17 protein-coding genes and 1 pseudogene are annotated in these 22,818 nt (G+C 38.9%); 8 read left to right on the forward strand and 10 right to left on the reverse strand.

The window, feature by feature from the left end; all coding sequences use genetic code 11:
- Window positions 1-11: 11 nt before the first annotated feature.
- Genes BDD26_RS15095 through BDD26_RS15110 form a run of 4 tightly spaced genes read right to left on the reverse strand, consistent with a single transcriptional unit; the run spans window position 12 to window position 4,664 of the window.
- On the reverse strand, window positions 12-1,262 hold the full coding sequence (locus BDD26_RS15095; RefSeq protein ID WP_115826997.1) for an HlyD family secretion protein: 1,251 nt from the start codon (window positions 1,260-1,262) through the stop codon (window positions 12-14).
- Window positions 1,255-2,718 carry a TolC family protein gene (locus BDD26_RS15100; RefSeq protein WP_115826998.1) on the reverse strand — a complete coding sequence of 488 codons (1,464 nt, stop codon included), beginning with the start codon at window positions 2,716-2,718 and terminating at the stop codon, window positions 1,255-1,257. Before BDD26_RS15100 ends, BDD26_RS15095 begins: the two co-directional genes overlap by 8 nt.
- Window positions 2,711-3,934: an ABC transporter permease gene (locus tag BDD26_RS15105; protein ID WP_115826999.1), complete on the reverse strand. Its 1,224-nt coding sequence runs from the start codon at window positions 3,932-3,934 to the stop codon at window positions 2,711-2,713. Before BDD26_RS15105 ends, BDD26_RS15100 begins: the two co-directional genes overlap by 8 nt.
- Window positions 3,927-4,664 (reverse strand): ABC transporter ATP-binding protein, encoded by a 738-nt coding sequence (locus BDD26_RS15110; protein WP_115827000.1) that lies wholly within the window; start codon window positions 4,662-4,664, stop codon window positions 3,927-3,929. Before BDD26_RS15110 ends, BDD26_RS15105 begins: the two co-directional genes overlap by 8 nt.
- 455 nt (window positions 4,665-5,119) lie before the next feature.
- Here BDD26_RS15110 and BDD26_RS15115 point away from each other — a divergent pair, with 455 nt between their 5' ends.
- The 3 genes from BDD26_RS15115 to BDD26_RS15125 all read left to right on the forward strand — a co-directional run bounded on the left by BDD26_RS15115 (window position 5,120) and on the right by BDD26_RS15125 (window position 6,751).
- The gene (locus tag BDD26_RS15115) at window positions 5,120-5,464 is read left to right on the forward strand and encodes a hypothetical protein (RefSeq protein ID WP_115827001.1); all 345 of its coding nucleotides are present in this window, start codon (window positions 5,120-5,122) and stop codon (window positions 5,462-5,464) included.
- 444 nt (window positions 5,465-5,908) lie between these two features.
- The gene (locus BDD26_RS15120; protein WP_115827002.1) at window positions 5,909-6,187 is read left to right on the forward strand and encodes an LCI fold-containing protein; all 279 of its coding nucleotides are present in this window, start codon (window positions 5,909-5,911) and stop codon (window positions 6,185-6,187) included.
- 279 nt (window positions 6,188-6,466) lie between these two features.
- Window positions 6,467-6,751, forward strand: a complete 285-nt coding sequence (locus BDD26_RS15125; RefSeq protein WP_038266040.1) for a hypothetical protein — start codon at window positions 6,467-6,469, stop codon at window positions 6,749-6,751.
- 48 nt (window positions 6,752-6,799) lie between these two features.
- On the opposite strand, the gene BDD26_RS15130 is transcribed toward BDD26_RS15125, so the two are convergent.
- Complete coding sequence (locus BDD26_RS15130; protein ID WP_115827003.1) at window positions 6,800-7,741, reverse strand: helix-turn-helix transcriptional regulator; 942 nt, start codon at window positions 7,739-7,741, stop codon at window positions 6,800-6,802.
- A gap of 88 nt (window positions 7,742-7,829) precedes the next feature.
- Between BDD26_RS15130 and BDD26_RS15135 the strand changes: the two genes are divergently transcribed.
- From BDD26_RS15135 to BDD26_RS15145, 3 genes and pseudogenes are all read left to right on the forward strand, one after another.
- Window positions 7,830-8,279 carry a carboxymuconolactone decarboxylase family protein gene (locus BDD26_RS15135; RefSeq protein WP_115827004.1) on the forward strand — a complete coding sequence of 150 codons (450 nt, stop codon included), beginning with the start codon at window positions 7,830-7,832 and terminating at the stop codon, window positions 8,277-8,279.
- Window positions 8,280-8,386: 107 nt separating this feature from the next.
- Window positions 8,387-9,287 (forward strand): annotated as a pseudogene (locus BDD26_RS15140) (LysR substrate-binding domain-containing protein).
- 211 nt (window positions 9,288-9,498) lie between these two features.
- Complete coding sequence (locus BDD26_RS15145; protein ID WP_115827005.1) at window positions 9,499-10,431, forward strand: acyl-CoA thioester hydrolase/BAAT C-terminal domain-containing protein; 933 nt, start codon at window positions 9,499-9,501, stop codon at window positions 10,429-10,431.
- A 286-nt stretch (window positions 10,432-10,717) separates the two neighbouring features.
- On the opposite strand, the gene BDD26_RS15150 is transcribed toward BDD26_RS15145, so the two are convergent.
- Both BDD26_RS15150 and BDD26_RS15155 read right to left on the reverse strand, forming a co-directional pair.
- The gene (locus BDD26_RS15150; protein WP_115827006.1) at window positions 10,718-11,902 is read right to left on the reverse strand and encodes a DmpA family aminopeptidase; all 1,185 of its coding nucleotides are present in this window, start codon (window positions 11,900-11,902) and stop codon (window positions 10,718-10,720) included.
- Window positions 11,903-12,234: 332 nt separating this feature from the next.
- Window positions 12,235-13,338, reverse strand: a complete 1,104-nt coding sequence (locus BDD26_RS15155; RefSeq protein WP_115827007.1) for an alkene reductase — start codon at window positions 13,336-13,338, stop codon at window positions 12,235-12,237.
- Window positions 13,339-13,487: 149 nt separating this feature from the next.
- Between BDD26_RS15155 and BDD26_RS15160 the strand changes: the two genes are divergently transcribed.
- Window positions 13,488-13,985: a GNAT family N-acetyltransferase gene (locus tag BDD26_RS15160; RefSeq protein WP_115827008.1), complete on the forward strand. Its 498-nt coding sequence runs from the start codon at window positions 13,488-13,490 to the stop codon at window positions 13,983-13,985.
- Window positions 13,986-14,178: 193 nt separating this feature from the next.
- The gene (locus BDD26_RS15165; RefSeq protein ID WP_051502391.1) at window positions 14,179-15,714 is read left to right on the forward strand and encodes an amidohydrolase family protein; all 1,536 of its coding nucleotides are present in this window, start codon (window positions 14,179-14,181) and stop codon (window positions 15,712-15,714) included.
- Window positions 15,715-15,716: 2 nt separating this feature from the next.
- On the opposite strand, the gene BDD26_RS15170 is transcribed toward BDD26_RS15165, so the two are convergent.
- The 3 genes from BDD26_RS15170 to BDD26_RS15180 form a co-directional block, all read right to left on the reverse strand.
- Complete coding sequence (locus BDD26_RS15170; protein ID WP_038265086.1) at window positions 15,717-16,175, reverse strand: MarR family winged helix-turn-helix transcriptional regulator; 459 nt, start codon at window positions 16,173-16,175, stop codon at window positions 15,717-15,719.
- A 96-nt stretch (window positions 16,176-16,271) separates the two neighbouring features.
- Window positions 16,272-20,945: a non-ribosomal peptide synthetase family protein gene (locus BDD26_RS15175; protein WP_115827009.1), complete on the reverse strand. Its 4,674-nt coding sequence runs from the start codon at window positions 20,943-20,945 to the stop codon at window positions 16,272-16,274.
- Window positions 20,935-22,740, reverse strand: coding sequence for a non-ribosomal peptide synthetase (locus BDD26_RS15180; protein WP_147299024.1), 1,806 nt, complete (start codon window positions 22,738-22,740; stop codon window positions 20,935-20,937). Before BDD26_RS15180 ends, BDD26_RS15175 begins: the two co-directional genes overlap by 11 nt.
- Window positions 22,741-22,818 lie beyond the last annotated feature (78 nt).

Consider the following 22,818-nt stretch of genomic DNA (forward strand, 5'->3'; position numbering starts at 1 on the left):
TCGGTAGCTTTTCAACGAGGTAACGCGATAAATCCCTTTTCCAGCCCGTGAACTTCCATACCTTCCGGCATAGCTTCCCCGACAGTTACCCGACGAGATACCGTCGGGCTTTTTAAATCCGGGCGCCAGGTTACGGTTACTTGTCCATCGCTACTGTGAGTTAATGCTTTTTCTGGCACAACAATGCCCTGTTCATTGCGATAAATAACAATATTTACCTTGGCACTCATTCCGGGTCTGATGGGGTAATTCTGGCTCATGGGTGAAGTCACTTTAATCACAACATCGTAATAAATTGCCGAGCCTGATTTATCGTTATTCGCGCTTTGCATGGCAATAGTTTCAATTTCGCCATCCAGAAGATGATCAGAAAACCCTTCTCCGCTAATTTTTACTGCCTGCCCTTCTTTAATTTTGGCGAGATCTCCCTCTTCAACTTTTGCCAATACCTGGTACTGAGTTGTATCCATAATTTCCAGTAAAGGCATTCCTTCGGTAACCCGGACGCCAGTCTGAATCGTTAAATTTTTTCCGTTTTCTCCCTGAGCCGCCTTGAGCATGACGCCAGAAAAGGGTGCTTTAATTTCTTTCTGAGTGGACTGCTCCTGTAGCGCCTGATAGCGGCTTGTTGCATTCTGTAATTCCATCTTGGCAACATGCACATTATTGGCGTTTCCTTTTTGTCGGGTGGATTCCAGATCATCCCGTACTGAAGCGAGTTCCGTTGACTGGCGGCGAAGTTGCTGCTCAAGGTTTTCCACTTCCATTCGTGGAACGATGCCCCGTGAAAAAAGTGCCTGTGTTTTTGCCAGATTATTTTTTAATTCCATCACCATATGATTCGCATTTTCGACATTTCTTCTGGCCCGGATAACTTCCTGACTATTTTCCCAATCATGCAATTGCTCAACGGCAGATGAGGCTTTGATCATTTCAACCTGCGCCTGCCGAAGTTCAATATCCAGCTTGCGGGTATCAAGTATCACTAATGTCTGGCCAGCTTTCACTTGTTGCCCTTCTTTGACTAAAACTTGTTTGATAATGGCATCAAATGGCGCGGGGATGGTTTCAAGACGCCCGGATTGCAGCTTGCCTACCAGACCTAATTGTTTTTCTATAAGTCTGTGTTTTACTTCAATCCACTGCACTGATCCCTGATCTGGCGGTTCTTTTGAGGACAAATACCCTGAAAATAACAAAGCAAAAAAACAGATCACTACTACAAATACGCCAGCGATGGCCCACTGATAACGTTTAGTCATTGAGAACGATCTCCCAGCTTTCCAGTGTCGTGCCAAGAATTTGATCCAGTTCAGCCTGAGCATTAAGATACTGGATAAGTGTATTCAGGCGTGCATTTTCGGCATTTCTCAAGTCGGTTTCAAAACTCAGAACCTGAAAGTTACTGGATCGCCCTGCCTGTAATTTTTCCTGTTCAATTTCGAGTTTCTTTTGAGAAAGTGAACTGGCTTTTATTGCTAACTGATATTCCTGCCAGCGTGATTCTGTATCCCGGATAGCATTGATGACTCTTTGTTCCAGATTTATTTTGGCTTCTTCCAGATGTAATGCCTGCTTCTGGACATCAACCTTGGCCTGAACTTCTGCTTGTTTCCGGGTCATATCACCGATTGGAATATCCAGTTGTATACCCACATAATTTTCCCAGTTGCGGGTTTCAGAAGAGGATGAACGATACTGGGATGTTCCTCCAACTAATGATAAATCCCAGAGCCGGTTATCTCTGGCCTGCAATAATTGAATATCTGCCGCTTTTGCGGAAAGTAAATGGATAAGATAACCCGGCTGCTGAGCCTGCGCTTTTTTAATGGATTGTTCAACATTCAGACTGACGTGAGTTCCTTCCAGCGTATCGGTCGCCTGGATGGGAGTTTTAAGGCTCAGGGCAAGTAATTTAAGTAATGCCAGCTTTGCGGTATGCACATTATTTTCAGCCTCTTTTGCCGACAGTTCCTGCATGGCCAGATCAGCCTGCGTCTGGATGATATCTGTCTGAGCCATTCTGCCGGCATCAATTAACTCTTTGTTCGTCTCCACTAATTTCTGCATACGTTTAAGGGAAGCGACAGATAATGCTTGTTGCTCCTGAGCACGGAGTAATGCATGGTAGGCCAGAATAATTTGTGTGATGGAATCGGAAATAGTGGCTTTTAAATTCAACCGGTTGGTTTGTTCCCGGAGTTTTGCCAGTAAGATCGGGGCATTATTAATATCGGTTCCTGCCCCCCGTAAAAGAGGCTGTATTACAGTAATACTTGCACCATCATTGTGAAGTTTGTTTATCTCCGAGTTATTGTTCTCACGCGTCCAGGAAAGTGTGAAACGCGTCCCCAAAGGAGTGAGCAACGTGGCATTGGGAGAAAGGTTAACTTTCCTGAAACTTGCATCCTGGTTTTTACCCGCAATATAACGTCCGCTTAGCTGTAACTTTGGTGTGAATCGGTCCTCTGCCACCCGTAAATCAAATTTCTGGGCGATGCGATCCAGATAAATACTGCGGATTGCGTAGTTATTCCTTAAGCCAAGCGATATCGCGTCACTCAACGACAGGCCGATCACTTCTTCAGAAGTTTCCCGGCTCAGACTGTAATCAGGTTTTGCTAAAGCTAATCGTCCCTGTTCAGATGCAGAGATTCCTGTTTGAGAAAAACAGGAGAACAAAGTCAGAGAGCTATAAAGGAAATATTTTTTAATCATCACGTAATGCCTGTACCGGTTCCATTTGAGAGGCTTTATGCGCGGGATAAAAGCCGGAGATAAGTCCTGCCAAGATTGAGCTCCCTATTCCTAACGGAATAGATAAAGGAGCCAGAGAAAATGACCAGCCAGAATAAACAACAAAAAGAAAGGCGACGATGACACCGACTAGTGCACCAAGGATTGCGCCGGCAAACGTCAGTGCCGCAGCTTCATACAAAAAAAGACGCCGGATATCCTGAGTTCTTGCCCCTAAAGCCATCCGCAACCCAATCTCTTTTCGCCGGGCCGAAACATTCATCAGCATCACATTTGAAATTGCAATACCGCCGGTGAGCAGCGAAATCCCCGCCAACCCGATCAACATAAAAGCAAAGGTTTTACTTTGTTCTGTCTGCCCTTTCAGTAGTTGTTGAGCAACCCGAACATCAATGTCAACTGTGGGAAACTTATGCTTAAAGAACGTTAATAAGTTATTTGCATCGGCTTCTGTGGTGGCACTTGTTACAGTGCGGGAAATAATGCCATTCAGATCTGCACTGGGTGATATTTTACGCATGGCATTAAGAGGAACTACAACGACCGAGTCCAGTGAAAAAGGAAAAATAGGGTTTTGCCCTTTTACATCGAAAATACCAATGACTGTATATAAATAATCACCAATCTGAATTTGTTTTCCAAGTATCCGTGATGCGTCCCCTTCACCGAGAGTAACGGCGACTTCATTACCAATGACCAGATAAGTCGAGTGCTGATCATAATCAGAGATAAATCGGCCATAACGAAGTTGCAGTTGCATAACTTCTTCAAGTTCTGCCGTGGAGCCTATCAGAATAAGATTTTCTGTTTTTCCGTTATAGCGTACAGGGGAAGGATAATAAATCCACGGTGCAACTGAAGATAAACTGGGAATAGCTGTTTTCAGGTCAGATATTTTAATTGAATCACTATCGATACCACCATGGTAGGAATATAGATTTGTTGTAATGACGTTGATATCAAGCCCGCTGAACATCTTCAATGCAGAAAGAGTGGCGTTATGTCCGGTATTCACAAATGCCACCACAGACGCACAGCCAATAGCAATCCCCGATAAAGCAAGCAACGTGCTTCTCCCTGTTGCCATTAAATTACGCCAGGCTTCTCTCCACATCATTAATGCCGACATGCCGTAGTTTCTGCGGGAATAATTGCTGAACTGGCTTTTATCATGCATGCATTGTCATTCCTCTGATTTCATGTAATTGCCCATCAATCATGCGTAATTCACGCTGCATATGGTTTGCGACCATAGCATCATGGGTTATTACGACCAGCGTCATCGCGTTGTCTGTGTGAAGAGAAGAAAGCAGCAATAAAATTTCTTCCGCTGTTTGTTGATCCAGATTGCCGGTGGGTTCATCAGCCAACAGTAATGAAGGTTCTCCGACTAATGCTCTGGCGAGTGCCACTCGCTGACGCTGCCCGCCGGATAAATCTGCCGGGTAATGTCCGGCACGGTGAGAAAGCCCCACCAAATGCAGTTTATCTCTGGCAATTTTATGAGCCTGTGAGGCAGAAATACCACGATAAAGAAGCGGCAGAGCGACATTTTCTGTCGCTGTCATTCTGGGCAGTAAATGGAAGCTTTGGAAAACAAAACCAATTTCTTTATTGCGCATTCTGGCGCGAAGATCATCATCTGCCGTTGACATATCAACGCCGCAAAGAAAATATTTCCCGGCGGTGGGTTTATCCAGCAGGCCGAGAATATTCAGTAATGTGCTTTTACCTGAACCCGATGTTCCAACAATAGCGCAACTCTGACCGGCAAAAATTTGTGCTGTGATATTTTTCAGAACTGGCGTTTCATCCTTTTCACCTTGCTGATAAACACGGGTTAGTCCTTGCATATTGATAACCGATGATATCGGTGCTGTAGACTGAGTGGTATTTATACGATCCATTGTTTTTATAACTTCCCCACTTGAATATTTATAATTGCCTTTGTCTGAATTCCCTAAATAAAAGTCAGCCTGACTGTAAGTTTATTGTTTTTTGTATTTATTTACTCTTATAAAAAATAACATCATCATTATTAAAATGATATGCCTATGTTAACGAAGATAGAATAATAACCAAATAATAATTTGATTTATTTAAATAAATATAGTTTTGATTTAATGCGTTGCAATTACAAATAAAACACTCCATTTGTATAACTAATGCTGTCGTAATTACTTATCATAAATTATGATAATGAGAGGCAAGTTTATAATATGAAATTTAATATATTGGTTGTTTCAAATTTTAAAATTGCAACTTCATTATATAATGATTTAGATTTGGCCTGCGTTATAATATTTTTTTATAAAAGACACATTTAATCTGAAAATTATAAAACTATGACAGGAGAACTTTTATGTTCAAAAAATTATTAGTTGGTGGAGCATTGGCAACAGCATTAATAGCAGGAATTGGGACTGCTTCGGCAACAGAATTAATCGCGGAAATTGGGCCTGAATCGGCAAAACTAAAACCCTGCCCTAGCCAGAGAGTAACCTTAGTAAGACATGACGACAAAGGTCCGTTGTATGAGAAACATGTTATTAATCCTTATAATAATTTTGCTGTGACATATAACAAGTATGAAGAAGATGTTGGAAAAAAAATCAAATGGGAATTACAACGTAAAACTGGTCAGTGTTTATTTAAAGGACCACACAAAGGCTTTGGTGCTTACTATTTAGGTAGAGTAATCTGGTAGAGTAGTCTGGAATTCTATTCCAAATTTTTTCTGCATAATCTCTTAATAAATATAATAAACCTCGTTAAAAATGACGGGGTTTTTTCTTTTTAAGAAAAAAACATCTCCTATTTTTCTTATGAACCTGTTTTAACTGTCTTTTAAAAAGTCATTTACTGAGTTTATATAACATTCTCTTCATTAACAATTCAAAAACATTTCATCCCATTAAATCTCAATTATAAATAATTATCTTATATAACTAATAATAACATGATAATTTATCATAAATTATGATAATAGAAATTAGATTTATAATTTAGAATGAAATGTATAGATTGTTATTAAATTTTGAAATGGTAACATCGTCAGATGATGATTTAGATTTAACGCGCGTTATCAAAAACAATTTGATAATTGATGTATTTAAGTTACAAATTTTAAGACTATTACAGGAGAATGTTTATGTTTAAGAAATTATTAATGGTAGGGGCATTTGCTGCGGGTTTTTTATTGAGTAGTAATGCAATGGCACTAAATAATTGTCAGGTTGAGAACGTACCAAAACATCTTACCGGCAACCTTTATGAAATGTATGTTGTTAACCCTACAAATAATTTTGCAAATACCTTTGAAAGGTATGGTATTACATGGTATTTTAAAGGAAAGATTGGAAATGGAGAGTGTAAATATAATACTGGAAGGAAAGCCTATCAAGCTTATTATCAAGGAAGAAAATACTAATTCGCCAGAGAAAATTATTATCATGGTAAGTTTATGATGCAGATAAACCCCGTTTAAAACGACGGGGTTTTGGCACGTATAATGAACAATATATTCCCTTATTAGCTGGTTTTAACGGTCTTTTACAACACCATCTAAACTTCCAATATAAAATAAAAATATATATAGTTTCTAAATTTTGAAATGGTAAAATAATTTTGTGATGATTATATTTATCGTGTATTATCAAATATGATTTGATAAGTTCAAACCATAATAAACTGTTAATGAAAGGTTTTTATGTTTAGGAAATTATTTGTAGGTGGAGTATTATCAGCAGTTATTACATTAACTAGCGGCATTGGAACTGCATCAGCAAACACAGATATTCCCTGGAATAATTGTTATTCTTCTCCTGAACTTTATAACAATGGTGTATATACTAAATATCTTGTTAAAGAAGGTATTGTCTTTCTTGATATACGTAATGAAAATGGAATCAAATGGTATTTAAAAGGTTTCAAAAAGCTATATGTCTGTGGCATGAATGTTTATGTTGGTAAGTATGAAGGTAAGAAAATATAAGATTCTCAAAAAAGCCTCTAATGAGAGGCTTTTTTCTCAGCAAAGCACTTACTCCAACTGATGCAAACGTACTCTAATTTCATCAATATACATTCGCTTTAATTTTTCTGGATTAATATCAATCAAATGCTGAGAAAAGCCATTGATATAATCCAATAGATAACCAAGCTCTTCCTTATGATAATGACCAGATATTAACGCACTATCATCATCAGTTAATTGCAAAACAATATGTGAGAATGGCTTTCCATGATAATGCTCAATGCCTGATCTTTTTATTTTTATCTGAAAATAATGTTGCTGTTCTTTCTGCCTTAGCTGATCGAAATTAAACAGATTAAAATCTGTAAATCGAACATTTTCAGGAACGATTAATGACTTTGTCGTCGGATGAAATGACTGGATTACGTTACAACGTAACACCCGTAAATCTTGTTCTTCATAATCAAATACAGCCAAAAACCATTTTCCGGTTTCAAACCACATTGCAATAGGATAAATAAAAATCGTTTCGTTATGATAAGTTATCTCCAGATTTTCCTGTTGCAGAATATGGTTTAGCAGTATATCCAGTTTTCTGATCGGATTGATCTGCTTTACAGTACGTATACCTAAGTGCTTACGCAATTTATCTTCCCTCAATTTTTCATCATGGGGCAGAACCTGCTTTAGCTTTTCCGAAATACTGCGAAATTGCAGATTGAAAGGCGTGGATTGCAAAACATGCATACCTGAAATAGCAAATAACATTGCATGAATTTCATCCGCACTAAACCTGACCGGAGTTAACCGGTATGTCGGGGCAATAACATATCCTCCGTTCCTTCCCCGCTCAGAGTATAAAGGAACACCCAGTTCTTCTAAGGCGGATATATAGCGTAAGACACTACTGCGGGATAAATTAAATTCCTGCATAAGTTCATTTAAGGTCACTTTCTGCCTGCCCTGTAAGAAAAGTTGCATCTGTTGCAATAACACAGTTTTTTTCATCGTAAATCCTTAAAAAAGGTGTCAGAAAGTGAAACCTATCTGTTTTATGATAATTCATTACCTAATGAAAAGTTAAAAGGAAAGCATTATGACACGTATTTCTTTAGCAAAAACGTTCCCTGATATTTATCAGCAACTGCTATCAGTAAGTGCTGAAACAGATAAAGCGGCTTTATCTGCCGGAATTACTGAAGGGTTCTGCCATCTATTAAAATTGCGTATCTCGCAGATTAACGGGTGTGCATATTGTATCAGGTTACATACCAGAGATGCCCTACAGCAGGATGAATCTATTGATAAAGTTGCCCTGCTTACGGCATGGCAAGAAACAGAATATTTCACAGAAAAAGAACGGGCAGCGCTGATGTTAGTCGAGGTGGTAACAGAAATACAAAATGATCATATCCCAGATGATATTTATCAAAAAGCAGCGGAATTATGGAGTGATACGCAGGTCGCTGCAATTGAGTGGTTAGCTATTATGATGAATGCACTAAATAGATTAGGAATAGCGTGCCGATATAATGTGGCTCCGTAAGTACTTTTATTATCAATAACATTACTGGAAGGAGGAGTGATTGAGCTAAGTTGATCTTTGCAGAAATGGTTAGTAATCTGATAAAAACAATTAAATATAGTGCAAAAATGAAAATTACTCTGGAAGAAATGCAGGTGTTTATTTCTGTGGTAGACAGCGGATCAATAACCGCTGCTGCCGAACGACTGAATCTCACTATTTCCGCTACCAGCCGGGCTTTGTTACGCCTTGAAGAGAAAATGGATAGCACTTTGTTATACCGTACTACCCGACGGATAAAACTCAGTGAAGAAGGCGCTGCATTTTTACAAAAAGCGCGTGAAGTGGTGAAGCTTGCGCAAGAAGCGGAAGAAGTGTTGATAAGTCACAAAAATATTCCTTCCGGTACTCTGCGGGTGGATGCATCTACTCCCTTTCTACTCCACGTCGTTACGCCTCTGGTTGCTCAATTTCATGAAATCTATCCGCAAATAACACTGGAACTGACCAATTATGAAGGTGTGACCAACCTGCTGGAAAAGCATACAGACATTGCCTTTCGTATTGGGACACTGACAGATTCTTCCCTGCATGCCACATTGTTAGGTCATAGTCAGTTACGTATTCTGGCAAGCCCCCTCTATTTACAGCGCTATGGGGAGCCTAAAACGGTTGAAGAACTACAACAACATTGTTTACTCGGATTTACTGCACCAGAAAGTCTCAATAAATGGCCACTGTACTATGGTGATAAAAAGGGTTTTTAAAATTACGCCGACGATCGCTGCAAACAGCGGAGAAATTTTGTGTAATTTGGCTCGGAAAGGTGTGGGCATAGTGTGTTTGTCTGATTTCATGACTCATGAGATGAGAGAAACAGGAGAGTTGAAACAGATATTGCCTCACATCACTTTCGAGCAAAAACAACCGATCAATGCAGTTTATTATCGTAACCAAACACTTTCTCCGCGCTTACGTTGCTTTATCGATTTTATTAAAAGCTATAGTTCAAGCCTTAATCGGTTGTGACATTGTAATATCAGGTCGTGAATAGTGACCAGTGGGATCTATTACAGCCTTTGCTAATGTAATGTCATCCAGGTCGATATCTGCATACTATCAAATACAGAGTGAACCTGGTTACTTTGAAATGTTGTCATAAGATTGCTGCTTTATCCGTTAATTTGTGTATTGCGGCTATCTCGCATAACTTTATCTTAATTAGAATGGTCAGGATATTATGAAAAAAATGCTTATTTACATCGTATTTGCTTTAACCTCTATACAGTCTATGGCTGAAGAGACCAGATATGGTCTACGGGGAAATGATGGCAAAGAAATTACTTATTATTTGATAAAAAGAAATAGCACACCTTCTGAAGATCTTCTTGTTCTGATTCAGGGTTCTGATTGTAACAGTGTTATCAATAACCGGAAAATGATAGAAAATTTTGGCGCTACTTTTCCTGAGAATGATATTCTTTTAGTAGAAAAAGCAGGGCTTGATAGCAGTATTGGCAAAGATGGGGTTGAAGTTGATGATTTGGCATGTCCACAGGTATATATTCAGAATGATTCTCCATTAAAACGCGTTAAGGATTACCTTACCGTATTAAATCAATTAAAAAACAAATATCGCCATATTATCCTTATTGGAGGAAGTGAAGGCGCACTGGTTACCAATATGATAGTGTCTGATGCGGATTTTATTACTGCTGCGATTTCGATTAATGGTGGTGGGCGTTTCTTTATTGATAATGTCATCCATAGTATCAGGCGTGAAACTCCGGAAGAAATATCCAATGAAACAGTTAACAGTTTTAAAACTTTTGCGGAAGCAGCAAAGAAAAATAACTTACCTGCTGGCATGGTAGTTAGTGGACATGGTGCAAAATGGTGGTATGAGTCGTTATCCATTGATAATCAGAAATTGATCCAATCCAGTAAAACCCCACTATTGGTTATCCAATGTATGAGTGATAATAATGTTGATGCGGCTGGAATACTAAAGGTGATGGAAGCTATTGATAACCCAAGAGTTTATTTTAAGACCTATGATGGGTTAGATCATTTTTTCAAGGATAGTGGCGGAAATTATCATGCTGCAACGATTATTAAAGATATTAAAAGCTGGTATCAGCTACAAAACAAGGGTACTGTTGCAAAACAGTAATAATAAGCATTGTTCTCCATAAAAATTCATCAATCGAGATCGCGAATATAGGGTAACAGTGAAGAGTACGGGTATCAGGAAGAGATAAGTTGCCGATTCTTGTAGCAGGTTTTATGTTGTACTCGGTCATTTTTCCCTCAAAATGAAAAATAGTATAGACACACAAGACCAATAATGAAGCATGAGAGTTACCAACTTCACTTTTAAATTTATAATATTTAATAAAAGTTGGTAACTCGTTTATTTTAAAGTCGAAATTTCAAAGTTTATTTTGAGCTAAAATATTTCAGATTCTACTGAGCAGGTTATATTTTTTTAATATTTCTCTAACTCTGTCTTTAGGAATAGCATAAGAAGTATTACCATTTCTACCAACCATTGTTTTAGCTGCAAACATCGCATTAATTATGGCTTCTTCCGTTGCATTTATGGTTGCTTCATATAACGGGTCCAGTTTGTCATTTGGCAATATTTCTACTGTTTTTATATCCTCTCTGGAAAAAGTACTATTATTGGCAGTGGAAAATGCAATAAATATTTCACCGCTGGTATTTCGGGCTACTCCCCCTACTTTTGCAAGTCCAAGAGATACTCTTTTAGCTATTTTTTCTAATTGGTGAGGCGCTAATGGCGCGTCTGTAGCTACCACAGCTATTATAGATCCAGCATCTTTTATTTTTTTCTTATCCCCATAGTATATCGGGGTAATATCTTGGATTTCTTTACCAATCTGAATCCCTGAGATAATAAGATCATCTCTAAATCCAAAATTCCCCTGAACAAGTACACCGACAGTATATCCTCCGTCTTTTTTATCTAAAATTCTTGATGAAGTACCCGTCCCGCCCTTAAAATTAAAGAGGTTCATCCCGGTTCCGCCACCGACATTACCTTCTTTTATAACTCCTGATTTAGCACTATTTAACGCATGATATACATGTTCTTTTTTTACATGCATACCATTTATATCATTTAATATTCCATCCCATGTTTCTGTAACCACGGGTAGTAACCAAAATAAATCATCTTTTAGTGGTGATATTAGATTGTTATCAATCATCCAGCTAATTGTTGAGTCTCTGACAACACCGACACTGTGAGTGTTGGTTATTAATATCGGAGTTTCCAGAAAACCACTCTCCTGAACCCATTGACTGCCTGTCATCTCCCCATTTCCATTTAAAGAGAATATGCCGGAAAATACCGGGTTAAAATTTTTTCCTCTGGGTAATATCGCTGTTACGCCTGTTCTTATCGGGCCTTTGCCAACTTCTAGTTTTCCATTTCCCTCAATGATAGTTGAATAGCCAACTTTTACACCATTCACATCGGTAATTGCATTATATTTCCCGGTTGTTCCAGAGAAAGGAATGCCGAAATCTCTGGCTCTAACTTCATTGGCTAGAGAATTTGATGATATCATTATCGAGATAGATAAGATTAGTATATTCAATATCTTCATGCTGTTCATAAGTACTCTTTGTTATAATAAATCAACCTTAATATTAAATTTCATAATCATTATGAATCAAAAAAATACTTTATTAAAATAAGATCATAATGAACTTTGTTTATTAAGTTTATTTTCACCACGAGTAAACTAAATAATTTGTCTGCAACGGTAAACAGTTTCACGTAAATGAACCGTTTTATAAAAAATCACGAAGTTAATTATTTTTGATATTTATCGAATTTGAAGTGTTAAAAATCACTTGGTATTCACAGAAAAATAAGCAATTTTCTATAAGAAAAATATGGCGGCCGCACTGAAACAACTCAGTTAAGCCGCCTGTCAGCATCAGATTAGGAATTCGCTTTCGGCCAGTCGGTATAACCTTTTGCCCCATTACCGTAATAAGCGTCATTATTGACACTGGTCAGTTCAATGTTATAACGCAAACGGTCGACCAAATCAGGGTTGGAAATAAAAGGACGTCCAAATGCAACCGCGTCAATTTTTCCTTTTGCCCGACGGGAAATGGCCATTTCCAGATTGTAGTCGTTATTGCCGATGTAAGCGCCTTCAAACAATGACCTTAATTTGTCTAAATCAATGCCTTCAGGAATCACTCGGTCTTTTCGTGTCGTCCCTTCAACAAAGTGCAGATAAGCCAGTTTGAACTGGTTGAGTTGTTGAATCAGATAGCCATATGTTGCCATTACATCGCTATCAAGCGGTGTGTTTCCTACTTCAGTTGTTACCGGAGACAGCCGGATACCAACCCGACCATCACCCCAAACTCCGGTGACAGCCTCAACAACTTCCAGAACCAGGCGGACTCGGTTTTCAATAGAACCGCCATATTGATCAGTACGGTGGTTAGTTGAATCACGTATGAATTGTTCCAGCAGATAGTTGTTGGCTGAATGGATTTCTACACCGTCGAATCCTGCCCGTTTGGCATATTCAGCAGCATGTCTGTATTGCTCGATAATATCGGGGATCTCATCGGTTTCCAGTGCACGTGGCATGGAAACTTCCTGCATGCCGTTTTCAGTGTAAATATTACCATCAGCTTTAATGGCAGACGGTGCTACCGGCGGCTCTCTGTTAGGTTGCAAATCGACATGTGAACAACGCCCGACATGCCACAATTGCATCACCATTGTGCCACCAGCAATGTGAACAGCGTCGGTGACTTTTTTCCACGCAGCTACCTGCTCTTCTGTCCAGATACCGGGAGTCATCGCATAGCCGCGTCCCTGTGCTGAAATATTGGTTGCTTCTGAAATAATCAGACCTGCACTGGCCCGCTGAACATAGTATGTTACGTTGAGTTCGTTCGGGACACCTTCCCTATTCACACGACTGCGTGTTAACGGTGCCATAACTATACGGTTAGCGAGTTCAATTTCTCCTAGTTTAGTTGGTGAAAAAAGATCGGTGCGAATGCTATTGTCAGACATAAGGTTTCCTTTTTTAAGGTTTGAATTCAGAATTTTTCCCTTGGCTTTTGAAAGAAAAGCAATATATAACACATGATCATTAATATTGATGCCATTTTGACAAAATTTGTTTATAACATCTCTTAGTTAGAACATAACCAGGAAACAGTATGGGATTTTCACCACTTATCAGAGTATTGTCAGCAAACGATGTTGCAGAATATCAACAACTTAGATTCGAAGCTCTACGTTCTGATCCTGATGCTTTTGGTTTAACATATGAAGAAGAACATACCAAAAGTGAACAGGAATTTATAACCATATTGACTGATTCACTGGTGTTAGGAGCCTATTTAAATAATGAATTAGTTGGCATGATCAGGTTTCAACGAGGTACTGAGTATAAAAATTTACATAAAGGAACTATTTGGGGTTTTTATGTTAAACCTGACTGTCGAGGTTTGAAAATAGGAGAAAAACTTATTGAAAAACTGGTAGTTCTTTTGGAAGGAAATGTTAAACAAGTATCATTAGCTGTTATCGAAGAAAATGTATCAGCTATAAATTTATATAAAAAATTTGGTTTCGAAATATATGGCACTGAGCCTATGCCACTAAAAAATGACTCCACATACGTTAATATGGTATTGATGTACCTGATAATGTAGGTTTCTATTTTTAGTAACTTAATTCTTAATTAAGAATTATAAATTTTGGTGTTGAGTAAATTTCTGACAAAGACATTATGGATGGTGTTGATATTGAAATATTTTCCTTATTAAAAAGCAGAATAGGTAGTACTACTTCTCTCCTGGTACACCTGTAATTCACTCAACAAACATCGAAACTAGGAAAAAGGTCATGAATGCTTTACCTATTGTAGCCATTTTATTGATGTTATTTTCTTGTTTGGTTAATGCTGATAAAGTAAACACAGATTTAGTGGAGAAAAACGAAGCAGCAACTGCGCGTTTCTTCAGTAATCTGATTGAGACTAATGATCCGAATATTGCAGAGCTAACTATGGCAATAAGAATGATGCCTAAGGGTGCAGATATTCATCTTCATTACTCTGGTGCAATATTTGCAGAGAGTTATCTTGACTTGTTAGGTGATAAAGGATATTGCATTTATGACAGGACTGAGCCGAAACTTAAAATAGAAATTTATCGGGTAGAAACACGTCCGAAAAATCAACTCCCGGAAGGAAGTCAGCAATTTTGCCTCAATAAGGATGAGATCATCGCAAATTATCCCTTCTACCGAAAATTGTTAGAAGTATGGTCAACTAAAGATTTCTATAACCATTATGATATACAGAAAGCTCCGGACCAACACCTTTTTGACACCTTTAATTATTTCGGCCCGTTAGCAAATCAAAATTTAATAGCTGGATTTACTAAATTAAAAAATCGGGCTAAATATGAAAACGTTCAGTATTTAGAAGTCATCTTGCAAGAGGCGCCTTCTGTTGAATATCCAGATCTTGCGAAAGCGCTTGATGCGTTAGATCCGAATGCTGATGAAAACGTCGTTTTCGCAGCTCTGGCTCCCTATGTGGAGTTTATGGCTAAGGATCCAAATTTTGCGCAAAGCATATCTGACTACATCCAAACAGGAGAAGCTGCGATTTCTGGGATGGACGATGATAAATTTCGTGTTCGAATTCAAGCCTATGTTTATCGTGATGAGCCACGTGCTATTGTATTCTCAAGTTTATATTCGGCATTTTCAGCGGCGAATGCCAGCAAAAAGATTGTTGGTGTGAATATTGTTGGAGCGGAAAATGATTATATCTCAATGCGTGACTATAAGTTGCACATGTTGATGTTTCGGCATTTAAAAACGCTTTTCCCTGATGTTCATTTATCTCTGCATGCGGGGGAACTGGTTAATGGAATGGTTCCACCAGAGGAGCTGGCAAATCATATTCAATATGCTGTAGATATAGCAGGAGCTGATAGGATCGGTCACGGCGTTGCTATCGCCAGGGAGGAGAACGCATTGAAATTACTCAGCATACTGAAAGAAAAGAAAATACCTATCGAAATAAATCTGACAAGTAATGGCTTTATTCTTGGAGTAAAAGAAAACAAGCACCCGATAAAACTTTATCAACGTTATGGCGTTCCTTTCGTGATATCAACTGATGACCCTGGGGTTCTCCGTAGTGACTTAACTCAGGAATTTGTAACTTTTGCCATAAACTACAAGCCATCATATGCAGATATCAAGAAAACTGTGTTTAACAGCATTCAATACTCTTTTCTGACCCCTGAGGAAAAATCGGCAGAGTTGGAAGATCTACGATCCAGATTTTTAGTTTTCGAATCAGAGATCGCAAAGATAGAAGAATCGCTGCACAAAAATACACATAAGTTAGCTGAGCTGGATTAATCTCAAATCGGTGTTTGCGCATATAAGAGGTCTGTTGCACGATTACACAGCTCTGTAAATATAGCAATTTCGCCTTGAGACATATTAGCAGCCACAATATCAGCCATATTGTGGTTGCTGGATTCGGCTCGCTGTAAAAACATTAATCCCTTCTGGCTTAATTTAGTCACCAATTCACGCTTATCGCTCTCCCCTGCTTCCTGTTCAATGAGTTCTTTATCTTTCAGTGATCGCAGGATCTTAGATGTTTTTGAACGGGTAAAACCTAGCTTTTCGCCAATAATACTGGGTTTTATGGGTTGATACTGTCGAAGTAAATATAAGGTATCATATTGTGCCCAGGAGACACCTTCCGGATTTGTAATGGTTCTTCTTGCGACAAGAACGCACTGGAGTCTGCTTAATGCCTCTTCAAAGGGTGTTATTGCCGCATCATGAGTATTCTGATTATCCGTTTCCATATGACCTTCTTACTTTGGATACAACTTGAAATCCACCGGGTATATATACGGCTAAAAAACAGTAAAAATCAAGGAGGAAAATTATTTCACAGCCACTTACTTATATTCCGGTTCGTGTTTTTTATCCATAAAATAAGCAATCAATTTCGTAAAAGTTCTTACAGTGATATCCGGAAAATCAAATCCACAATTTTTAATCATCTGACGTGTAATTTGGTTGTTATAGGTATTGTTACTAATATTCAAAGTCTGTTCTTTAAAAAGATGAATCAATGAACCTAATGCTACCTCATCGCCATTGACGACCATCTTTTCGAGTTTTTCCAACCAGACTGACTGAGAAACAGTTTTGATGTTATACCCTCTGTATTTAAGTGCCAGATACACAGGGGTAAAGTCAGTGCCTTTAGGGTGAAATAAATGGAAGTTATGGTGACCGGATATGCTATCAGAAACTGACAATGTAACAATGACTTGGCTGACAAAATCAACAGGCAATAGATCTGTATTTAATAATTCTGGGCATAGAGCAATTCCCATTTGGATAAAACTTTTAATCTGACGCCACAGAAAGTCATCTTCCTGACATGCACCAGTGACACTGTCACCGGATATTCGCCCTATTCGGTAAACATTGATATCGACACCTTGAGTTCTGGCTTGTTGTATATATTGTTCAGCTACCCATTTACTTTGGGTATAACCAATAGATAGTGAATCCGGGTGATCCGGAAAACAATCCTCTGTAATGGGTTGCTTAGGATAGTCTGATGCAAATACAGCGATAGTAGAAATGTATTCAAGTTTCTTGCGCTGGTGATGACAACAGAAGTTAATGATTTCTACAATACCATCTACATTTGTCCCTTTAACAGAACTGTATGGGAGAACAAAATTAATATGAGCGGCTGCATGATAGATTTTAGATACCTGCTCTGACAATAACTGATATTCTTCCTCATTTAAGCCAAATCTGGTTTCAGCAATATCCCCTGCCACAATTTCAACACGTGAAAAATCGATGTCATGATCGATACCATAACGATGAGCATTTTTTATTATACGGTTTAAGCCTGCACTGTTATCTGTTGCCCTGACTAAACAAAATACTTTACCAGCCAGTCGCTGAAGTAACGAACGAAGAAGATAAATACCTAAAAAGCCCGTTGCTCCGGTGAGTAATACACCATCATTTTCCGATGAGCTTAGTTGCTGAACAGAAGTCCAATCGTGCTGTATGGATGCGTCGTTAATGAATTTGTTATTCACTTCGTTATTGTTTTTTTGGTCACTATTCATATAGATATCAACAGAAGCGGCCATATCACGTAAAGTGGGAGTGCTGAACAGTAACTTAAGTGGAAAATCGACATTAAATTGTTTGCGTAATAAATACACCAATTGTGTTGCTGACAGTGAATGCCCTCCAATATTGAAGAAGTTATCTCCTGCTTTAATTTGTCGATTTGGCAGAATTTTTTGCCATAGTGATTTTACTTTTTGCTCGATTGGAGTCAGATATTCTTCAAAGATACTATTTTCAAGCTTATCTGCTGAAAAATCTGATAATTGGTTTATTTCAATACCATGTAATGCCTTACGGTCAATTTTTCCACTTGGGGTTGTTGGAAGCTCAGACAAAAATACAAACTCATTTGGGATCATATAATCTGGCAGATGAGTACGTAATTCAGTTAATAGCTCAGCGTGTTCTAATGTCGTAGTTGTGGTCATGGTTGTTGTAGCTACGGTTTTCGCTATGAAAGCCACCAGCATTTTGTTACCTGCGGAGACTTCCTTGCCAATAACAGCAGACACTGTCACACCATCTAATGAATTGAGTACCGCTTCTATTTCCGATGGTTCAATCCTGAATCCACGAATTTTTAACTGATTATCCAGACGCCCAAGATACGTAAATGTATCATCAGATTTTAGCCTTACCAGATCACCCGATTTATAAGCATGCTGGCTAAGTATACCTGGCCAGTTTCCGGTTAGAAACCGCGTTTGGGTTTCATGCTCTTTGTTATGATAACCGGGAGAGAGAAAGTCACTGATAATCCAAAGTTCGCCCGCTACACCCGCAGGAACCATGCGTTTGTGTTCATCAAGCGCGAGCATGGTAAATCCGGGTAGTGGATATCCGATTGATGCGCTATCTCCCCATAAAGATACATCTTTGGGCATGCTATAAGCAGAACAGACATGACTTTCTGACGGGCCATAGAGGTTAATCAGTCTTCGGTCAGCATTAAACATATGCTTAATGTCAGAAGTAAGAACCAGTTGTTCACCAGTTGAATAGACCTCTTTAAGTGTCGGTAATTGGGCTTTGTTCATGACTGTTAATTGAGCCAAATGTTGCAGCGCAATATAGGGAAAATATGCGCGGCGAATTCCATTTAACTCAATGACATTTTGAAGATAATGCAGATCTTTACGCTCCTCTTCATCTGCAATATATAACCTGCCTCCGGTGCACAACGTACCAAATATTTCCTGCACGGAAACATCAAAAGACAGAGACATGTAATGCAGAGTGCAATCACCTTCACTACAGTCGGAGATCCCTTTTTGCCATTCCAGCAGATTAGACAGTGTCTTATTCAGTAAACGTACTCCTTTAGGCTGACCTGTTGAGCCAGATGTATAAATGACATATAACTCATCATCCGGTTTACGTTGTACTGATTGCCAATTAACATTCTGGGCGAATACCATTTCATCTAATATAATTTTGGCGATGGATGCAGATGTTACTGCAACAAGTTCCCTTGTGGTGACGATACAATCCACCGCTGCATCCCGAAGCATGTATTCAATACGTTCCGAAGGATAACCGGGATCAATCGGAACATAGGATGCACCGGTTTTTAAAACGGCCAGTAAAGCAACGATAGAATCTTCATTTCGATTTAACAATAATCCGACCCGTGAACCTACACCGATGGTGTAATTTGTACAGATGAATTCAGCCAGCTGATTGGCCCGATGATCTAACCATCCATAAGACCAATGGTTGTAGCGTGTCATTAACGCAATATTATTCGGATGATTTTTCGCATACACTTCAATCTCCCTGATAACACATTGATTACCTGTGTCAGAAAGTGGCGTACTTGAACGATTAGCTATGTAAAATTGTTCATCTTGTGTCAGTATCTCAATTTCACCCAGAGTCTTTTCCCCCCATTCCCCGATAGATAAAGTGATTTGCCTGTATAGTTTCAGCCAATATTGTATCGTGTTGCCTTCAAATAGTTCGGCATTAAATTCCATCACTAACTGATTGGATGTTTCTGTTTTAATAAAGAGGGTTAAATCATATTTAGCTGCCTGAATATATTGTTCGGAGAGTTTTACTGGAAAAGGAAAATCCCGGAGTGCATCATTGGTAGTGTCGATCATGACAAGCAGTGTCTGAAACACAGGGTTAGCTAAACCAAAGTTCTGCCCCGTATCAGCAACCATGTCAGCAAAGGGTAATTGTTTGTTTAAATGAGCCTGAATAAAACGTTTACTAACTGATGCTGCAAATTGATTCACTGTCATATCTGCATCTAAATACGAGCGGAATGGTAGTGTGTTGACCAAATATCCCACCGTCTCCTCAAAATCAGAGTTATCACGCAACGTAAAGGGAATTCCGATAGTGATATCTTTCTGACCAGACAGGTTATACAGCAAAATCTGCCAACACATGGCCATATACATAAAGGGAGTCATTGCAAGGTTTAGTGCCTGCTGAGATATTTTCAGTACGTCATCATGGCTAAGTTGCAGGTTAAGATAACCCGCCTTAGTTCCTTTGCTTTCTTTTCTGGGATAATCAGTCGGAAGATCTATCATAGGAGGATAAGGAGTAAGCACCTCCTTCCAATAGTTTTTCATGATGGAAGTTTCAGGTCTGGCTAATAGTTCTTGTTGCCATTGAGTAAATTCCAGATAGTCGGCACCGATTTTCAGGTAATGGCATTCTCTGTCTCTAATCGGTTTGGTTTGATAACTGTTTTCAGGCAATTTGTTCTCAAACAATTCGCTTTCAAGTAAATGACAATAATATTTGAGAATATTTTTTACAATAATGCGTACTGAAGGTGCATCGACGATAATATGATGGAAGCAACATATCAGCCAACACTGTTTTGACTCATCGGTTATCAAACAGATATCGAATAACTGTCCTTTTGCCAAATCATATTGTTTAGACGCCATCTGTTGAATAACTGTTTCCGGATGAATGACCTCAGTAAGCGTTTTATGGACAATTTGAATATTACCGGGTTGTTCTATGACTTGATAAAGCTGATTTTGGTTAAATGCAAAGCGTGTGCGTAAAACCGGCGTGATTTCAACAAATTTAGTGACGGCCTTTTCCAGCAAATGGTGGTCTAAATACGCTCCTATTTCTACAAGTAGTGGGACATTGTAACATTCAGGCTGGATCAGTACCTGGTCAAGTAACCATAATCCTTTTTGTCCTTGAGTACTGGGTACATATGTCCTGCTACTCAATTCAGGTGCATAATCGATTAAGTTATCAACCAAATTATCTAGTGAGGAAGAAGAAAGGATAATTTGTGTATTCACCGACAGATCCAAGAATTCAGAGAGTAAATCTGCACATCGGCTGGCATCATTAGCAGAAAGAGTACTCAGGTCGTATTCACGACAATGCCATTTGTTTTCACTATTTCGTTGTAAATGCTGTTGTAAATAGTTATCCAATGTATCCTTAACTGCTTTGTATAAAGTTTCATTTTCCATCTTTTCTCTCCAGCCAATTTTTCCTTAATTGAGTTGCTAATTTTTCGACACTACCCGCTGAAAAAACATCAGCAGGCGAAACATGGACCCCAAGTGTTTTGCTGACAAGAGAGGCTAACTTGATTAGATGAAGGGAGTTCACACCTTGTTCCCAAAATAAAGTTGCTGGATCAAGATCTTTGTAACCCGTAATCTCTTCCCAGATTAAGAGAATCTTTGTTTGTACAGAGTCACGTTCAAAGTCATTTTGCTTGTGCATTCCATCAGCGATAAGCTGAGCCATCTTGAGCCGGTCACGTTTACCATTTTTATTCATCGGTAAAGAGTTAACATGGGTAATTCGTTCTGGAACCATATAAGACGGTAATTTTGCATTCATAAACTCGCGCAGCTGAATATCGGGTAGCGGGCCTGATTTACTCAGATAACAGGCATGTAACAGCGGTTCATTAGATGTTTGCTCTATAGTTACAATGACATCTTCTATTTGAGGATGTGAACGTAGTATATGTTCCACGCCCGTAATTTCGGTTCTAAACCCACGAATTTTACATATGTGGTTGCCACGCCCCAGTAGTGTAATATTGCCGAATTTATCTCTTCTGGCCCGATCGTCAGTGCGGTAATAGCGTTCATAACTGCCATTAAGATCTAACCAGACAAAACGCTCTTTGGTTAACACAGGATCTGAATATCCTTCGGCAAGCCCTGCACCGCTAATACAAAGTTCTCCCGGAATATCCGGCCCACAAATTTCTAAGTTATCATCAAGTACGACCATCTTGACAAGAGGAAATGGACAGCCAATAGGAACAGGGGTATCAGGATCGAGTATTTCAGTTGGTAATACCTCATAAATAGCGGAAATAGATGAATTTTCAGTACATCCCATGCCATTGAATATACGTCCTTTGCCTGCTTTGGCTGCAAATGAAAATAGTCTGGGATTAACAAAATCTCCTGAAACAATCACACAATTAGGCTTATGTAAAGTACCAGGGGAAACTTCTACAAATAACCGGAAGAGCCCGCCGGATAGAAAAAGAATGGAGATATTCCGGTGTTCAATAATGTTATTAATTTCTACTAAATCAGGAATATTTGACGGATAAATAACAAGCGTAGCTCCAGTAAGAAGGCTCATCCAAATTTCACTGGTACTCGCTGCGAATGCGGGTTCCGTAAGCTGTAAATAACGGTCGTTATCTGTATTACCTAATTGGCTGGCAGGAATCGCAAGGCGGGCTAAACCACAATGACGGATAATCACACTCTTGGGTTTACCCGTTGAACCTGATGTCAACAATATCATCACTGGATCTGTCGCAATGAGTGTCTCAAACACTACTGGTATATAACCTAAATCACGAGTTTCCAAAAACAGATTTTCTACAGAGATAAACGGGCAATTTATGAGTGAGCTATTTTCTTTTGATTTGAGCATCTCATCAGTATCTGAGATCAGTAAACTAACATCGGCGGTCCTGATGCAATCTGCCTGATATTGTGCAGGATTACTCTGGCTAAGTGGCACGACAACAGCACCAAGCCGGATCAACGCCACCAACACCAAATATAACTCAAGGCAACGAGTTAACTTGACAGCAATTTTATCGCCCTTTCTAACCCCCATTCTCTGCAAAACAGAGGCTATCTGGGTTGATTGATGCCAAAGTTCACGATATGACAGTACCTCAGAATTAAATATCAATGCTGTTTTATTTGGATATTGATTCACTATCTTAAATAGGAGATCCGGTATAGCATATGACTGCTCGATATTTTTTGTATTCATGCAGAAAACCTCCGCATATTTATACCCTTCATCTTTCTTTGTTGGCTGTTCAGCCTGAAATCCATTGGGTATAATGTA

Origin of the sequence: Xenorhabdus cabanillasii (genome assembly GCF_003386665.1) — a bacterium.
GTDB lineage: Bacteria > Pseudomonadota > Gammaproteobacteria > Enterobacterales > Enterobacteriaceae > Xenorhabdus > Xenorhabdus cabanillasii.

Excerpts from the sequence above, each read along its gene's own strand:
- BDD26_RS15095 (WP_115826997.1), bottom strand. The coding sequence starts at position 1,262 with ATGACTAAACGTTATCAGTGGGCCATCGCTGGCGTATTTGTAGTAGTG.
- BDD26_RS15100 (WP_115826998.1), bottom strand. The coding sequence starts at position 2,718 with ATGATTAAAAAATATTTCCTTTATAGCTCTCTGACTTTGTTCTCCTGT.
- BDD26_RS15105 (WP_115826999.1), bottom strand. The coding sequence starts at position 3,934 with ATGCATGATAAAAGCCAGTTCAGCAATTATTCCCGCAGAAACTACGGC.
- BDD26_RS15110 (WP_115827000.1), bottom strand. The coding sequence starts at position 4,664 with ATGGATCGTATAAATACCACTCAGTCTACAGCACCGATATCATCGGTT.
- BDD26_RS15115 (WP_115827001.1), top strand. The coding sequence starts at position 5,120 with ATGTTCAAAAAATTATTAGTTGGTGGAGCATTGGCAACAGCATTAATA.
- BDD26_RS15120 (WP_115827002.1), top strand. The coding sequence starts at position 5,909 with ATGTTTAAGAAATTATTAATGGTAGGGGCATTTGCTGCGGGTTTTTTA.
- BDD26_RS15125 (WP_038266040.1), top strand. The coding sequence starts at position 6,467 with ATGTTTAGGAAATTATTTGTAGGTGGAGTATTATCAGCAGTTATTACA.
- BDD26_RS15130 (WP_115827003.1), bottom strand. The coding sequence starts at position 7,741 with ATGAAAAAAACTGTGTTATTGCAACAGATGCAACTTTTCTTACAGGGC.
- BDD26_RS15135 (WP_115827004.1), top strand. The coding sequence starts at position 7,830 with ATGACACGTATTTCTTTAGCAAAAACGTTCCCTGATATTTATCAGCAA.
- BDD26_RS15145 (WP_115827005.1), top strand. The coding sequence starts at position 9,499 with ATGAAAAAAATGCTTATTTACATCGTATTTGCTTTAACCTCTATACAG.
- BDD26_RS15150 (WP_115827006.1), bottom strand. The coding sequence starts at position 11,902 with ATGAACAGCATGAAGATATTGAATATACTAATCTTATCTATCTCGATA.
- BDD26_RS15155 (WP_115827007.1), bottom strand. The coding sequence starts at position 13,338 with ATGTCTGACAATAGCATTCGCACCGATCTTTTTTCACCAACTAAACTA.
- BDD26_RS15160 (WP_115827008.1), top strand. The coding sequence starts at position 13,488 with ATGGGATTTTCACCACTTATCAGAGTATTGTCAGCAAACGATGTTGCA.
- BDD26_RS15165 (WP_051502391.1), top strand. The coding sequence starts at position 14,179 with ATGAATGCTTTACCTATTGTAGCCATTTTATTGATGTTATTTTCTTGT.
- BDD26_RS15170 (WP_038265086.1), bottom strand. The coding sequence starts at position 16,175 with ATGGAAACGGATAATCAGAATACTCATGATGCGGCAATAACACCCTTT.
- BDD26_RS15175 (WP_115827009.1), bottom strand. The coding sequence starts at position 20,945 with ATGGAAAATGAAACTTTATACAAAGCAGTTAAGGATACATTGGATAAC.
- BDD26_RS15180 (WP_147299024.1), bottom strand. The coding sequence starts at position 22,740 with ATGAATACAAAAAATATCGAGCAGTCATATGCTATACCGGATCTCCTA.